The 15,894-nt window shown below is 71.3% G+C and carries 12 protein-coding genes; 10 read left to right on the forward strand and 2 right to left on the reverse strand.

All coding sequences use genetic code 11. The annotated features are described in order from the left end of the window. The first annotated feature begins 95 nt into the window (after positions 1 to 95). Positions 96 to 686, forward strand: a complete 591-nt coding sequence (locus IG88_RS0113130; protein WP_031039344.1) for a TetR/AcrR family transcriptional regulator — start codon at positions 96 to 98, stop codon at positions 684 to 686. On the opposite strand, the gene IG88_RS0113135 is transcribed toward IG88_RS0113130, so the two are convergent. Beyond that, on the reverse strand, positions 664 to 1,905 hold the full coding sequence (locus IG88_RS0113135) for a helix-turn-helix domain-containing protein (protein ID WP_051851889.1): 1,242 nt from the start codon (positions 1,903 to 1,905) through the stop codon (positions 664 to 666). The genes IG88_RS0113130 and IG88_RS0113135 overlap by 23 nt on opposite strands. Before the next feature lie 185 nt (positions 1,906 to 2,090). Here IG88_RS0113135 and IG88_RS0113140 point away from each other — a divergent pair, with 185 nt between their 5' ends. The 7 genes from IG88_RS0113140 to IG88_RS0113170 all read left to right on the forward strand — a co-directional run bounded on the left by IG88_RS0113140 (position 2,091) and on the right by IG88_RS0113170 (position 11,028). Beyond that, entirely contained in the window at positions 2,091 to 3,017 is a 927-nt protein-coding gene (locus IG88_RS0113140; protein WP_031039348.1) for a proline dehydrogenase family protein, read from the forward strand. Between the two features lie 46 nt (positions 3,018 to 3,063). Further along, positions 3,064 to 4,704, forward strand: a complete 1,641-nt coding sequence (gene pruA, locus IG88_RS0113145) for an L-glutamate gamma-semialdehyde dehydrogenase (RefSeq protein ID WP_031039351.1) — start codon at positions 3,064 to 3,066, stop codon at positions 4,702 to 4,704. A 312-nt stretch (positions 4,705 to 5,016) separates the two neighbouring features. Next, entirely contained in the window at positions 5,017 to 5,148 is a 132-nt protein-coding gene (locus tag IG88_RS44930) for a hypothetical protein (RefSeq protein ID WP_007444772.1), read from the forward strand. Between the two features lie 75 nt (positions 5,149 to 5,223). Next, on the forward strand, positions 5,224 to 6,276 hold the full coding sequence (locus IG88_RS0113155) for a 3-isopropylmalate dehydrogenase (RefSeq protein ID WP_031039354.1): 1,053 nt from the start codon (positions 5,224 to 5,226) through the stop codon (positions 6,274 to 6,276). 263 nt (positions 6,277 to 6,539) lie between these two features. Next, a complete protein-coding gene (locus tag IG88_RS0113160) occupies positions 6,540 to 7,628 on the forward strand; it encodes a branched-chain amino acid aminotransferase (RefSeq protein WP_031039358.1) in 1,089 nt (362 codons plus the stop codon). Positions 7,629 to 8,005: 377 nt separating this feature from the next. Then, positions 8,006 to 9,610, forward strand: coding sequence for a citramalate synthase (gene cimA, locus IG88_RS0113165; protein ID WP_031039360.1), 1,605 nt, complete (start codon positions 8,006 to 8,008; stop codon positions 9,608 to 9,610). Between the two features lie 62 nt (positions 9,611 to 9,672). After that, positions 9,673 to 11,028, forward strand: coding sequence for a hypothetical protein (locus IG88_RS0113170; RefSeq protein WP_031039362.1), 1,356 nt, complete (start codon positions 9,673 to 9,675; stop codon positions 11,026 to 11,028). 21 nt (positions 11,029 to 11,049) lie between these two features. Here IG88_RS0113170 and IG88_RS0113175 read toward each other — a convergent pair whose 3' ends face one another. Next, on the reverse strand, positions 11,050 to 11,607 hold the full coding sequence (locus tag IG88_RS0113175; protein WP_031039364.1) for a YceI family protein: 558 nt from the start codon (positions 11,605 to 11,607) through the stop codon (positions 11,050 to 11,052). A 171-nt stretch (positions 11,608 to 11,778) separates the two neighbouring features. Here IG88_RS0113175 and IG88_RS0113180 point away from each other — a divergent pair, with 171 nt between their 5' ends. Both IG88_RS0113180 and IG88_RS0113185 read left to right on the forward strand, forming a co-directional pair. After that, entirely contained in the window at positions 11,779 to 14,139 is a 2,361-nt protein-coding gene (locus IG88_RS0113180) for a polysaccharide lyase 8 family protein (protein ID WP_031039365.1), read from the forward strand. A 154-nt stretch (positions 14,140 to 14,293) separates the two neighbouring features. Further along, positions 14,294 to 15,877, forward strand: a complete 1,584-nt coding sequence (locus IG88_RS0113185; RefSeq protein ID WP_037835850.1) for an acyl-CoA carboxylase subunit beta — start codon at positions 14,294 to 14,296, stop codon at positions 15,875 to 15,877. The last annotated feature ends 17 nt before the right edge of the window (positions 15,878 to 15,894 follow it).

Consider the following 15,894-nt stretch of genomic DNA (forward strand, 5'->3'; position numbering starts at 1 on the left):
CGGGGACTGTACACACGTCCTATACGCTTGTCTAGAACGACTGTATAAGACAAGTGTTTAAGACGCCCGTATGGAGAGCTGGGTAAGGTGACGGCATGGGACACCGTGAGGATCTGCTCGAAGGCGCCAAGCGCTGCCTGCTCGCCAAGGGGTTCGTGCGCACGACGGCCCGCGACATCGTCAAGGAGTCGGGGACCAATCTGGCGTCCATCGGCTACCACTACGGCTCGAAGGACACCCTGCTCGCACAGGCCTACGTGTCCCTGGTCGAGGGGATGGGCGACGCCTTCGAGGGCGACGGAACCCTGGACGAGACCGAACCCGGTTCCCTGGAGCGCTTCGAGCGGGTGTGGTCGAACATCATCGGCACCATGAAGGAGCCGGGCTCCGTCTGGCGGCTCAGCATGGAGGTCCTCGCCCTCGGCGACCGGCTCCCCGAGGTCCGCGACCGCCTGACGGTGGCGCAGCGCGAGGCCGGCCGCGGTCTGATCCCGCTGCTGATGGGCGGCCGGGAGGAAGACGTGTCCGACGAGCGGGCGGACACCCTCGGCATGCTCTACGTGACACTGATGACGGGGCTCATCGCCCAGTGGACGTTCGACCCGAAGGCCGCCCCCGACGGCGGGCAGCTCGCCGCCGGGCTGCGCCAGGTGATCGAGGGCGCTACCGCAGGCGGTGCGCCTTGAGAGCCATGTGCAGCAGCAGCCGGTCCTCGCCGTCGTCCAGGTCCAGGCCCGTGAGCTGCTCGACGCGCGAGAGCCGGTAGTACAGCGTCTGGCGGTGGACGCCCAGCTCGGCGGCGGTGCGGCCGGCCTGGCCCGCGCAGTCCAGGTACACCTCGGCCGTGCGGGCGAGCTCGCGGTGGGCGGGGGAGAGCAGCGCCCGTACGGCGGGGTCGTCGGCGGCACGCGGCGGCAGCGAGGTCAGCAGCCGGAACGCGCCGATCGACGTCCACTGCGCGACGGGCCCGAACCGTGCCTCCGCGCGCGCCGCCCGGGCCGCCGCCGATGCCTCCGCCCAGGCCGTTGCCAGGTCCGCGAGACCCGTACGCGGCGCGGAGACACCGGCCGCGGCCCCGGCCGCGTCACCGGCCCCGTCCCGTGGCCGGCCGGAGCCCCGCGCCCCGGCCCGTTCCAGCAGCCGGCCCGCCGCCGACGTCGCCGGGGCCGGCACGTCCGTCGAGCGCAGCCGCACCAGCAGCGCCAGCGACACGGCCGAGGCCGACCAGGGCACCGTGCACAGCGCCGTGGCGCCCGGCACCGTACGGACCGAGGGCGCGTCGTCGGGGTCGGCCGAGGGCCACGGCGCCACGCAGACCACCGCGTGCGGCGTCTGCGCCCGGCTGCCCAGCGCGCTGCGCAGCTCCGCCACGGCCATGTCCCGCTGCCAGTCCCGCTCGGCGGTCAGCACCGCCCGCAGCTCCCGGCTCAGGTCGGCGCCGTGCTGCGCCTCGTCGGCGAGGAGCGCGCCGATCCGCGCCGTCACCCGCATGGCCGCCGCGAGCTGCCGCTCGCTGGGACCCGGGTCGGTCTCCAGGAGCCACACGTAGCCGAGGACCACACCCCGGTGGCGCACCGGCAGACATGTGCGTCCCCGGTACACGCCCGCCTCCGGGGTGGGCGGGATGCGGACCGGGCCGGTCGCGCGGGTGATGCCGAAGCTCTCGAACCACGCCCGGACCGCGGCGGTGGAACGCCGGGTGAGGATCGAACGGGTGCGCACCGGGTCCAGGACGGAGGAATCGAGATCGCCCTCGCTGTCGTACGCGCCGAAGGCGATCAGCTCGAAGTCGCGGTTCTCCAGGGTCGCGGGGGCGCCGAGCAGCTCGGACAGCTCGTCGACCAGCTCCTGGTAGTCACCACGGGCACCACCGGGGCCGGCGGCCGCTCTGGAATCGGACGTCACCCGGACAATTCTGCCGCATGCGCGCGCGGCCTTCATACATGTGTCTGAGATCCGCGGCACGGATGCGTGACAGGTGTCGATGGTCCACGATCGGGAGCATCCTTAGATTTCACGGTGGTTCTCCGTGCCGTTCCCCCGCTTCGCGGGAAGCGGCCCCTGTGTTGGTTGGTAAGTGGAGGTGCCCCGTGCTGGGTCCCGTGATTCTCGCCGCGTCGCGCAGCGACCGGATGCGTCGTCTCGTCTCGGCCGCGCCCGTGACCAAGCCGGTCGTGGACCGGTTCATCCCCGGCGAGACGGTCGACCAGATCGTGCCGATCATCCGGGAGCTCACCGGTCGGGGTCTGGAACTGACGATGGACGTGGTCGGTGAGGACATCACCACCCCCGCACAGGCCGAGGCCGCCCGCGACGCCTACCTGGAGCTGATCGACCGGCTCGAGCCGCTGGAGCTGGGCACCCGCGCCGAGATGTCGGTGAAGCTCTCGATGTTCGGCCAAGCGCTGGACGGCGGCCACGAGCTGGCCCTGAAGAACGTCCGCCCGGTCGTCGAGGCCGCCGCCGGGATCGGCACCACCGTCACCCTCGACGCCGAGGACCACACCACCCTCGACTCGATGTTCGCCATCCACGAAGAGCTGCGGAAGGACTTCCCGCAGACCGGCTGCGTCATCCAGGCCTACCTCTTCCGCACCGAGGCCGACGCGCGCCGCCTCGCCGACAGCGGCTCTCGCGTACGGTTGGTGAAGGGCGCCTACAAGGAGCCCGCAGAGGTCGCGTACCAGCAGCGCCACGAGATCGACAAGGCGTACGTGCGGATCCTGCGCACGCTGATGGAGGGCGAGGGCTACCCGATGATCGGGTCGCACGACCCGCGCCTGATCTCCATCGCCCAGGAGCTGGCCCGCACCGCCGGCCGCAAGCTCGACGAGTACGAGTTCCAGATGCTCTACGGCATCCGGGGCGACGAGCACCTGCGTCTGGCCGCCGAGGGCCACCGCATGCGCGTCTACACCGCCTACGGCACCGACTGGTACGGCTACTTCATGCGCCGTCTGGCGGAGAAGCCGGCCAACCTCCGGTTCTTCGCCCGCTCGATGGTCAGCAAGGGCTGAGCCCACCCGCTCGCAAGACCGCTCAGTTAAAGGAGTTACGGAACCCATGGACGCTGTGACCCAGGTCCCCACCCCCGTCAACGAGCCGGTGCACGGCTACGCCCCCGGTTCCCCGGAGCGCGCCCGCCTGGAGGCCAAGCTCAAGGAACTGGCCGACAACCCGGTCGACCTGCCCTGCACCATCGGCGGTGTCAAGCGGATGGGCGGCGGTGAGCGCTTCGACGTGGTGCAGCCGCACAACCACAAGGCCCGCCTGGGCACGTACGCCAACGCCACCCAGCAGGACGCCAAGGACGCGATCGACGCGGCCCTGGCCGCCGCCCCCGCGTGGCGTGCGATGTCCTTCGACGACCGCGCGGCGATCATCCTGCGCGCCGCCGAGCTGCTGTCCGGCCCGTGGCGCGAGACCATCGCCGCCTCCACCATGCTGGGCCAGTCCAAGACCGCCCAGCAGGCCGAGATCGACAGCCCCTGCGAACTGGTCGACTTCTGGCGCTTCAACGTCCACTACGCGCGGAACATCCTGGCCGAGCAGCCCCCGGCCAACTCCCAGGGCGTGTGGAACCGCATGGACCACCGCCCGCTGGAGGGCTTCGTCTACGCGATCACGCCGTTCAACTTCAGCGCGATCGCGGCCAACCTGCCCACCGCCCCGGCCCTGATGGGCAACGTGGTGGTCTGGAAGCCCTCGCCCACGCAGACCCACGCCGCCGTGCTGCTCATGCAGCTCCTGGAGGAGGCCGGGCTGCCCAAGGGCGTCATCAACCTGGTCACCGGCGACGGCATCGCCGTCTCCGAGGTCGCCCTGGAGCACCGGGACCTGGCGGGCATCCACTTCACGGGCTCGACCAAGACCTTCCAGCACCTGTGGAAGACGGTCGGCAACAACATCGAGAAGTACCGCACCTATCCGCGCCTGGTCGGCGAGACCGGCGGCAAGGACTTCCTCGTCGCCCACCCGAGCGCCGACCGCGCCGTCCTCAAGACCGCGCTGACCCGCGGCGCCTTCGAGTACCAGGGCCAGAAGTGCAGCGCCACCTCCCGCGCGTACATCCCGGCCTCCATCTGGAACGACGGGTTCAAGGAGGAGTTCGCCGCCGAGGTCGACTACCTCACCATGGGTGACGTCACCGACCTGTCGAACTTCATCGGCGCCGTCATCGACGAGCGGTCCTTCGCCAAGAACAAGGCCGCCATCGACCGCGCCAAGGCGGACGAGACCTGCACGATCGTCGCCGGCGGCTCCTACGACGACTCGGTCGGCTACTTCGTCCGCCCGACCGTCGTCGAGTGCACCGACCCGGAGAACGAGGTCTTCCGCACCGAGTACTTCGGCCCGTTCCTCGCCGTGTACGTGTACGACGACAGCAAGGCCGGCGCGTACGACGAGATGCTGACCCAGATGGAGTCGGTGTCCGACTACGCCCTGACCGGCTCGGTCATCGCCAACGACCGCGCGGCGGCGGCGTACACCATGGAGAAGCTGCGCTACGCGGCCGGCAACTTCTACATCAACGACAAGTCGACCGGTGCCGTCGTCGGCCAGCAGCCCTTCGGCGGCGGCCGTGCCTCCGGCACCAACGACAAGGCCGGCGCCCCGCAGAACCTGATGCGCTGGACGCTGACCCGCGCCATCAAGGAGACGCTGGTCCCGCCGACCGACTACACCTACCCGCACATGGGCTGACGACAGCCGCGTGCCACACGCCCGGCGGGCCAGGTCGTTTCGACCTGGCCCGCCGGGCGTTTTCGCAGGCCGGAGCGGTGTGAGCCATCGCACCGTCTCAGATAGTAGGAAGTCCGAGTAATTGTGCAGACAGACGCGGCGGGCGCCCTTAACTTTGTAGGAGCCGAACGTCCCGCTCGATCGAGCGAAGGGCGGTCGCGAGTCCGTGCCCGTGCAGGCGACCCCTGCGGCACCGTGCTCCCCGCCCCTTCCGGCCTCTCGCAATCCCCTTTCTCCGCACCTCCGTGTGCTGTGCCGAAGGAGTCGATTCCCATGGCCGAGACCACCGTCCGCCGCCGCGTCCGCCACCTCTCCCGTACGAGCGACTCCGACCGCAAGAACGCCGCGGCCGCCCTGCAGCGCGCCCTCGACCGCCGGGACAACGGCGGCGCCACCGGCCACTGAGCCGCCGGACGACGCTGGCGTCCGCATGCCGGACGCCTCGTGTCATCCCGTGGGACGAGGAGTAGGGTGCTGCGCATGTCGGCAAGCTCTCGCATCCTCAATCTCGCAGTGATTCCCGGTGACGGCATCGGCCAGGAGGTCGTGGCCGAAGGTCTGAAGGTCCTCTCCGCCGTCCTTCCGCAGGATGTGAAGCTGGAGACCAAGGAGTTCGACTTCGGCGCCCGGCGCTACCACGCCACCGGTGAGACCCTCACCGACGCCGACCTCGACGCCCTCAAGGCGCACGACGCCATCCTCCTCGGCGCGATCGGCGACCCCTCGGTGCCGTCCGGCGTGCTGGAGCGCGGGTTCCTGCTCAAGCTCCGCTTCGCCTTCGACCATCACGTCAACCTGCGGCCGAGCAAGCTCCTGCCCGGCGTCGCCACCCCGCTCGCGGGCCAGCCCGAGATCGACTTCGTCGTCGTCCGCGAGGGCACCGAGGGCCCCTACACGGGCAACGGCGGCACCATCCGCAAGGGCACCGAGCACGAGGTCGCCACCGAGGTCTCCGTCAACACCGCCTACGGCGTCGAGCGCGTCGTGCGGGACGCCTTCGCCCGCGCCCAGGCCCGGCCCCGCAAGAAGCTCACGCTGGTCCACAAGAACAACGTGCTGACCTTCGCGGGCCACCTGTGGACCGACGTCTTCAACAAGGTGGCCGCCGAGTACCCCGAGGTCACCACCGACTACATCCACGTCGACGCCGCGACCATCTACCTGGTCACCGACCCGGCCCGCTTCGACGTGATCGTCACCGACAACCTCTTCGGCGACATCATCACCGACCTCGCCGCGGCCGTCTCCGGCGGCATCGGCGTCGCCGCCAGCGGGAACATCAACCCCTCCGGCGACTTCCCCTCGATGTTCGAGCCGGTGCACGGCTCCGCGCCCGACATCGCCGGCCAGGGCAAGGCCGACCCCACCGCCACGGTCCTGTCCGTCGCGCTGCTGCTGCGCCACCTCGGTTACGAGGCCGAGGCCGCCCGCATCGAGGACGCCGTCTCGGCAGACCTGGGCGAGCGCGGCGGTCTGCCCGCCCGTTCCACCTCGGAGATCGGCGACGCGCTCGCCGTACGAGTAGCCGGCTGACAGCCGCCGCGCCACTCGATCGAATCCGTTTCGAAGCCGTCGGGTCCAAAAACAAGGCACCCGGCGGCTTTCTCCTGCGTCCGCCAGGTGCGACCATCGAATCCTGGACCGCATTCACCCCGTTTCACCCCTCGCGGGCCGCGCGCGATAATCGAACGCGAAGCCGCGACTTGAGGGAATGCTCGGACGTCCCAGCACCGGCCACCGGCCGTACGGGCGTGACCGCGGCCCGTCACAACACAACCGGTGAAGGACAGCCACCCATGACGACGCCCACGATCGAGCTCAAGCCCTCCGCCCACCCGCTCTCGGACGCCGAGCGCGCGGCGATTCTGGCCAACCCCGGGTTCGGCCGCCACTTCACCGACCACATGGTGACGATCAAGTGGACCGAGGGCCGCGGCTGGCACGACGGCCAGCTCGTGCCCTATGCCCCGCTCTCCCTGGACCCGGCGACCATGGTCCTGCACTACGCGCAGGAGATCTTCGAGGGCCTGAAGGCCTACCGGCGGCCCGACGGCTCCGTCGCCACCTTCCGCCCGGAGAAGAACGGCGCCCGCTTCCAGGCCTCCTCGCGCCGCCTCGGCATGCCCGAGCTTCCGGTCGAGACCTTCATCGAGGCGTGTGACGCGCTGGTGCGGCAGGACGAGAAGTGGGTCCCGGCGCACGGCGGCGAGGAGTCCCTGTACCTGCGGCCCTTCATGATCGCCACCGAGGTCGGCCTGGGCGTCAAGCCGGCCAACGAGTACCTCTTCCTCGTCATCGCCTCCCCGGCCGGCGCCTACTTCCCCGGCGGCGTCAAGCCCGTCTCCATCTGGGTCTCCGAGGACCGCGTCCGCGCCGTCCCCGGCGGCATGGGCGACGCCAAGACCGGCGGCAACTACGCGGCCTCCCTGCTCGCCCAGGCCGAGGCCGCGGCCAAGGGCTGCGACCAGGTCTGCTACGTGGACGCCATCGAGCGCACGTGGGTCGAGGAACTGGGCGGCATGAACCTCTACTTCGTGTACGGGAACAAGATCGTCACGCCGGCCCTCACCGGCTCCATCCTCGAGGGCGTCACCCGTGACTCCCTGCTCACCGTCGCCCGCGACCTCGGCTACGAGGCGGAGGAGGGCCGCATCTCGGTCGACCAGTGGCAGCGCGACTCGGAGAACGGCACCCTCACCGAGGTCTTCGCCTGCGGCACCGCGGCCGTGATCACACCCGTCGGCACGGTCAAGCGGACCGGCGCCCAGTGGCGGCAGAGCGGCGGCGAGCCGGGCGAGGTCACCCGGCGCCTGCGGGACGCGCTGCTGGACATCCAGCGGGGGACCGTCGAGGACACCCACGGCTGGATGCACACGCTGGCCTGACGCGCACCGGGGCAGGGGCGGGCCCGCCGGGACCCCGCCCCCGCCCCGGCCCCTGCGGGGTGGTTCCTCGCGGACGGCTGCCGCTCGCATCCTGAGACGGGCGGTGAGAAGGGGGAGGGAGTGTGCCAGACTTCCCCCGTGCTCTCGTTCGCCATGATTATTGGCAGCAGGCGCGCCGGTCCGCAGTGACCACCACGTACGACCAGGTACGGGTGGCCACCGTCGTCCTCGACCCGCGCGCAGACCTCTCGCACCCGCGAGAGGTTTTTCGCTTTCCTGGCCCACCCCGAGCCGGGAAGAGAGCGCGAGGGATCATAGACGGACGGTGGAACCGGTCATTCCGGTAGACCGAGATCCCCTACAGGAGCCTTCAGATCATGACCGCAACCAGCGAACTCGACGATTCGTTCCACGTCTTCGACACCACCCTGCGCGACGGCGCGCAGCGCGAGGGCATCAACCTCACGGTCGCGGACAAGCTGGCCATCGCACGGCACCTGGACGACTTCGGTGTGGGCTTCATCGAGGGCGGCTGGCCCGGCGCCAACCCGCGGGACACCGAGTTCTTCGCCCGGGCCCGGCAGGAGATCGACTTCCGGCACGCCCGGTTGGTGGCCTTCGGCGCCACCCGCCGCGCGGGCGCCAAGGCCGCCGAGGACCACCAGGTCAAGGCGCTGCTCGACTCCGGCGCCGAAGTGATCACACTGGTCGCCAAGTCCCACGACCGGCACGTCGAACTGGCGCTGCGCACCACGCTCGACGAGAACCTCGCCATGGTCGCGGACACGGTCTCCCACCTCAAGGCGCAGGGGCGCAGGGTCTTCGTCGACTGCGAGCACTTCTTCGACGGCTACCGCGCCAACCCCGAGTACGCGAAGTCGGTCGTGCGCACCGCCTGGGAGGCCGGTGCCGACGTCGTCATCCTGTGCGACACCAACGGCGGCATGCTCCCGGCGCAGATCCAGGCCGTGGTGGCCACGGTGCTCGCCGACACCGGCGCCCGGCTCGGCATCCACGCCCAGGACGACACCGGCTGCGCCGTCGCCAACACCCTCGCCGCCGTCGACGCGGGCGCGACCCACGTCCAGTGCACGGCCAACGGCTACGGCGAGCGGGTCGGCAACGCCAACCTGTTCCCGGTCGTGGCCGCCCTGGAGCTGAAGTACGGCAAGAAGGTGCTGCCCGAGGGCCGGCTGCGCGAGATGACCCGCACCTCCCACGCCATCGCCGAGGTCGTCAACCTCACCCCCTCCACCCACCAGCCCTACGTGGGCGTCTCCGCCTTCGCCCACAAGGCCGGCCTGCACGCGTCCGCGATCAAGGTCGACCCGGACCTGTACCAGCACATCGACCCCGAGCTGGTCGGCAACACCATGCGGATGCTGGTCTCCGACATGGCCGGCCGCGCCTCCGTCGAGCTCAAGGGCAAGGAGCTGGGCATCGACCTCGGCGGCGACCGCGAACTGGTCGGCCGGGTCGTGGAGCGGGTCAAGGAGCGCGAGCTGGCGGGCTACACCTACGAGGCCGCCGACGCCAGCTTCGAGCTGCTGCTGCGCGCCGAGGCCGAGGGCAGGCCGCTGAAGTACTTCGACGTCGAGTCCTGGCGCGCGATCACCGAGGACCGCCCCGACGGCAGCCACGCCAACGAGGCCACGGTCAAGCTCTGGGCCAAGGGCGAGCGCATCGTCGCCACCGCCGAGGGCAACGGCCCGGTCAACGCCCTGGACCGGTCGCTGCGCGTCGCCCTGGAGAAGATCTACCCCGAGCTGGCCAAGCTCGACCTGGTCGACTACAAGGTCCGCATCCTGGAGGGCGTGCACGGCACCCAGTCCACGACCAGGGTGCTCATCTCCACGTCGGACGGCACGGGGGAGTGGGCCACGGTGGGCGTCGCGGACAACGTGATCGCCGCCTCGTGGCAGGCCCTGGAGGACGCCTACACGTACGGGCTGCTGCGGGCGGGCGTCGCGCCCGCCGGGTGACCGGGTGCCCGATACCCGGGCCTCTCATGTCTGAGCGGGGTGCACGCGGGTACGCCGAGCGTATGAGTGGCGTTCGCATGCACCTCCTCATGCGCCTGCTGGTCGTACCGGTCGTCGCCGCGCTGGCGGTGCTGATGGCCGGTGCGCCCGGCGCACGGGCGCAGACCGACGTCTCCACGATCGGCGCCGCGCTGCGCGACAGCCCGGTGTACGTGGACCCGGCCGCCTCGGACCTGCTGTCCAGGTCCGACGCGGACGCGCTCGCCCACAAGATCGAGAACGCGGGCGACCCGGTCTTCGTCGTGGTCCTCCCGGCCGGCTACCCCACCACCGACCTCTTCCGGAACCTGCGCACCGAGACCGGCATCACCGGTCTGTACGGCGTCCGTCTCGGCGACCGTTTCGACGCCCGTGCCGACAGCAGCGTGCTGAGCCCCCAGGGCGTGCGGAACCTGGTCACCGCGGTCCAGGGCGCGGGCGATCCCAAGGCACAGCTCAACGACTTCGTCGACGACGCGGTACGCAGCGTGAACGGCTCCGCTCCCTCCTCCTGGGACTCCGGGGGCGGTTCGGCGCCCACGGGCGCCCTGATCACCGCGGGCGCGGTGGTGGTGGTCGGCGGCGCGGGCGTCTACGCGCTCTCCCGGCGCAACCGCCGCCGCCGCGAGGCCGAGCAGCGGGAGTCGCTGGAGCGGCTGCGCGTGGTGGTCGACGAGGACATCACGGCGTTCGGCGAGGAACTGGACCGCCTGGACTTCCACCCGGCGGAACCCGGCGCCGACGACGCCATGCGGGCGGACTACGAACGCGCCCTGGACTCCTACGACCAGGCGAAGACGTACATGGCGGACGCCCGCAAGCCGGAGGACGTGCGGGCGGTCACCCAGGCGGTGGAGGACGGGCGCTTCTCGCTCGCGCAGCTCGCCGCCCGCCGCGAGGGCAGGCCGCTGCCCGAACGCCGTCCGCCCTGCTTCTTCGACCCCCGGCACGGACCGTCGGTCGCCGACGCCACCTGGACCCCGCCGGGCGGCACGACCCGGCAGGTCCCGGTCTGCGCGGCCGACCGGGCCCGGCTCTCCGACGGGCGGGAGCCGATGATCCGCGAGGTGGACACCGAGTACGGCCGCCGCCCCTACTGGGACGCGGGCCCGGCCTACGGCCCGTGGGCGGGCGGCTACTTCGGCGGGGGCATCCTGCCCGGCCTGCTGGTCGGCACCATGCTGGGCGGCATGATGGCGGGCCCCGCCTACGGAGCCGGTTACGGCGCGGGATACGGCGACTTCGGCGGCCACGAGGGCGGCGACGTCTCGGGCGCCGACTTCGACCCCGGGGACTTCGGGGGCGGCTTCGGCGACGGCGGCTTCGGCGGTGACGGAGGCTTCGGCGGGGGAGGCGGCGACTTCGGCGGCGGCTTCTGAGCCGCCGCGCCGGCCGGTGCGTCAGGCCTGCCGGATCGCCGAGATGTCGAAGTTCAGCTTGATCTTGTCCGAGACCAGGACGCCGCCCGTCTCCAGGGCCGCGTTCCAGGTGAGCCCCCACTCCGAGCGCTTGATCTCCGCCTTGCCCTCGAAGCCGACGCGCTCGTTGCCGAACGGGTCCTTGGCGGCGCCGTTGAACTCCAGGTCGATGGTGAGCGGCTTGGTCGTGCCGAGGATCGACAGGTCACCGGTGATGCGGTAGTCGTCGCCGCCCAGGGACTCCGCCTTGGTGGAGCGGAAGGTCATCGTCGGGTACTCGCCGGTGTTGAAGAAGTCCGAGCTCTTCAGGTGGCCGTCGCGGTCGGCGGAGCCCGTGTCGATGCTGTCCATCGTGACGTCGAGGGTGGCCGTGGAGCGGGACGGGTCGGCGCCGTCCAGGTGCAGCGTGCCGGTGAAGTCGAGGAACTTGCCCTTGACGTTGGTGACCATGGCGTGGCGCGCCGTGAAGCCGATCGTCGTGTGGGCGGGGTCGACGGTGTAGTCGCCGGTGAGCGTGGCGAGGTCGGGGGTGCTGGTCATGGTGTCCTCCGTGAGGGTTCGGGACCCGGGCGGACCCGGGCTTAATGTTGAACGTTCAACCAGTCCAACGGGTTCGACTGTAGACCTATTCCGCGCGGGCATCAACAGTCACGCACGGCATGCCGCGCGTGTCGTTCCGGATTCGGCCACGGCGTGATAGACGGCATGAGCATGACCCCGAAGCGCCCCACCGCTCCCAGCCGCCGGGCCGTCCTGTTCGCCGCGGCCCTGGCCGCCGGGCTCACCGCGGCCCCCCGCGCGGCGGCCGCCGCCGCCCCCTACGCCGCCCCCGACGCGGCCGCCGCCGACCCCTACGACGCCCTCCGCCGGCGCTGGCTCGAACTCGCCCTCGGCACCGGCTACGACCCCGCCGCCGAACCGTACGCCTCCCGCCTCGCCGATACCGGCGCCCGCGCCCGCGAGTGCCGCGCCGCCATGGCCCCCACCCCCGCCTCGCTGTGGCCCGGCCACCCCTTCGACCCGCCCGCCGGCATCACCTTCGCCTACGGCCGCCTGTGGACGATGACCGAGGCGTACGTCCAGGAGGGCACCGGCTCCACCGGCGACCCCGCCCTCCTCGCCGACCTCCTGCGCGGCCTCGACCACCTCTCGGCCACCGTCTACAACCCGGCCACCACCCGGTACGGCAACTGGTGGGAGTGGCAGATCGGCAGCCCCCGCCTCCTGATGGACATCACCGCCGCCCTGTACGACCACCTCGGCGCCGACCGCGTCGCCGCTGCCTGCGCCGCCGTCGACCACTTCGTCCCCGACACGGTGCTCGGCGACTACTCCGGCACCTCCACCGGCGCCAACCGCGTCGACCTGTGCCGCTCCGTCGCCCTGCGCGGCATCCTGGGCCGGGACCCCGCCAAGATCGCCCTGGCGCGCGACGCCCTCTCGCCCGTCTTCCCGTACGTCACCGAGGGCGACGGGCTCTACGCCGACGGCTCGTTCGTCCAGCACACCTGGATCGCCTACTCGGGGACGTACGGCCAGGTCATGCTCGACGGACTGGGCCGGCTGTTCACCCTGCTGGCCGGCTCCGAGTGGGAGGTGACGGACCCGGCCCGGCAGACCGTCCTCGACAGCGTCGAGCGGGCCTACGCGCCCCTGATCCACGACGGCCTGGTCATGGACCTGGTCAACGGCCGTGCGATCAGCAGGGGTTACCTCCAGGGCGACGACCTCCACGTCATGCGCGGCGACCACTTCCACGGGCGGCAGCTCGTCGCCGCCATGGCGGTCCTCGCGGGCGGTGCGGGCGACGCCGAGCGGGAACGCTGGCACGCCCGGATCAAGGGCTGGATCGAGCGCGACACCGTCACCCCGATCCTCACGGCGCCGGAGTTCCGGGCGGCCGACCTCGCCCGGCTGCACGCGATCGCCGACGCGCCCGGCGAGGCCGCCCCCGAACCCGCCGGGCACCACCTCTTCGCCGCCATGGACCGTGCCGTCCACCGCCGCCCCGCCTTCACCGCGGGCCTCGCCATGGCCAGCGACCGCATCGCCCACTACGAGTGCGGCAACGGCGAGAACCCGCGCGGCTGGCACACCGGCGCGGGGATGCTCACCTGGTGGGCCAACGGGACCAGGTCCGACCAGTACACGGACTGGTTCTGGCCCACCGTCGACTGGTACCGGCTGCCCGGCACCACCGTCTCCACCCGGCGCCTGCCCGACCGCGCGGGCGGCGAATGGGGCGGGCCCAGGCCGGACGTGCGCTGGGTCGGCGGCACGACCGACGGCGAGTACGCGGCCGCCGGCCAGCACCTCAAGGGCCTCGGCTCCACCCTCCGGGCGCGCAAGTCCTGGTTCTTCCTCGACGACGCGGTGGTGTGCCTGGGCGCCGGCATCACGTGCGAGGACGGCGTCCCCGTCGAGACGGTCGTCGACAACCGCAACCTGGGGGAGGGCGGCACCCAGATCCTGGTGCGCGGCGGGCGCTGGGCCCACCTGGAGGGCCACGGCGGCTGGATCGTGCCCGAGGGAGAGCTGCGGACCCTGCGCGAGGACCGCACCGGCGCCTGGTCCGACATCAACACCACCAGCACGACCGAGCGCCGCACCCGGCGCTGGCAGACCCTCTGGCTCGACCACGGCACCGACCCGGCCGACGCCGGCTACGTCTACACCGTCATGCCGGGCGCCTCCCTCGCCGCCGTGGCCCGCCGGGCCGCCGACCGCCGTTGGCTGAGGGTCCTCGCCAACGACGGCACCCGCCAGGCGGTGGCCGTCCCCTCCCTCGGCCTCACGGCCGCCAACTTCTGGCAGGCCGGCACGGCGGGCCCGCTCACCGCGACGGCCGGGGCGAGTGTGCTGGTCCGGCGCGGTGGCCGCTCCGCTACCCTCTGCGTGAGCGAACCGCCGCGCACCGGGCAGCCCCTGGAGGTCGTCTGGGAGCACCCGGTGAGCGCGGTGACGCGGGCCGGCGAGACGGTCCAGGTCCTGGAGACGGGCCGCCGACTGCGTCTGCGCGTCACCCCAGGGGTGGTATGTACCACCCATGAATGTGAGGTGACTCTCAGCTGATGAGTTTGTGTAACCTCTACAAGCTCCAGCCCCCCTGAGCAGTCGAAAGAGCTGCATGGGATGGGGATTCTGTTCAGTGCTACCAGGAAAACGGGCCGGAGACTGTACGGAGTCGACGGCTCGCATTCCTTGGTCGGCTTCGTACAGTCACTACATGACCGTTTTGGATGAGGCGCCGGGTGAGCCGACGGACGCGCGCGGGCGAGTGGCCGAGCTGCACGAGATCCGTGCGCAGGCCCTGGCCGGGCCGAGCGAGAAGGCGACGGCGGCGCAGCACGCCAAGGGCAAGCTGACGGCGCGCGAGCGGATCGAGCTGCTCCTGGACCCGGATTCGTTCCGGGAGGTCGAGCAGTTGCGCCGGCACCGGGCGACCGGGTTCGGACTGGAGGCGAAGAAGCCGTACAGCGACGGTGTCGTCACCGGCTGGGGCACGGTGGAGGGCCGCACGGTCTTCGTCTACGCCCACGACTTCCGGATCTTCGGTGGTGCGCTGGGCGAGGCACACGCCACCAAGATCCACAAGATCATGGACATGGCCATCGCGGCCGGTGCCCCACTGGTCTCCCTGAACGACGGTGCGGGCGCCCGCATCCAGGAGGGCGTCTCCGCGCTCGCCGGGTACGGGGGGATCTTCCAGCGGAACACGAAGGCCTCGGGCGTCATCCCGCAGATCAGCGTGATGCTGGGCCCGTGTGCGGGCGGCGCCGCCTACAGCCCGGCGCTGACGGACTTCGTCTTCATGGTCCGCGACACCTCGCAGATGTTCATCACCGGTCCGGACGTGGTCAAGGCCGTCACCGGTGAGGAGATCACGCAGAACGGGCTGGGTGGCGCCGACGTCCACGCCGAGACCTCGGGCGTGTGCCACTTCGCCTACGACGACGAGGAGACCTGCCTCGCCGAGGTCCGCTACCTCCTCTCCCTCCTCCCGCAGAACAACCGGGAGAACCCGCCCCGCGCCGAGTCCGCGGACCCCGCGGACCGCCGCTCGGACGTCCTGCTCGACCTGGTCCCGGCGGACGGCAACCGCCCCTACGACATGGTCAAGGTGATCGAGGAACTCGTCGACGAGGGCGAGTACCTGGAGGTCCACGAGCGCTGGGCCCGCAACATCATCTGCGCCCTGGCCCGCCTCGACGGCCAGGTCGTCGGCATCGTCGCCAACCAGCCGCAGGTCCTGGCGGGTGTGCTGGACATCGAGGCGTCGGAGAAGGCCGCGCGCTTCGTCCAGATGTGCGACGCCTTCAACATCCCGATCGTCACCCTTCTGGACGTACCCGGCTTCCTGCCCGGCGTCGACCAGGAGCACGGCGGAATCATCCGCCACGGCGCCAAGCTGCTGTACGCGTACTGCAACGCCACCGTGCCCCGGATCTCACTCATCCTGCGCAAGGCGTACGGAGGTGCTTACATCGTCATGGACAGCCAGTCCATCGGCGCCGACCTCACCTACGCCTGGCCGACCAACGAGATCGCCGTCATGGGCGCGGAAGGCGCCGCCAACGTCATCTTCCGCCGGCAGATCGCCGATGCCGAGGACCCCGAGGCCATGCGGGCGCGCATGGTCAAGGAGTACAAGTCCGAGCTGATGCACCCCTACTACGCGGCCGAACGCGGCCTCGTCGACGACGTCATCGACCCCGCGGAGACCCGCGAGGTGCTGATCAAGTCCCTGGCGATGCTTCAGACCAAGCACGCCGACCTGCCCTCCCGCAAGCACGGCAACCCGCCGCAGTGACCCGAGGAGCCACCTTC

It is taken from the genome of Streptomyces sp. NRRL F-5650, from assembly GCF_000721365.1.
Classification (GTDB): domain Bacteria; phylum Actinomycetota; class Actinomycetes; order Streptomycetales; family Streptomycetaceae; genus Streptomyces; species Streptomyces ardesiacus.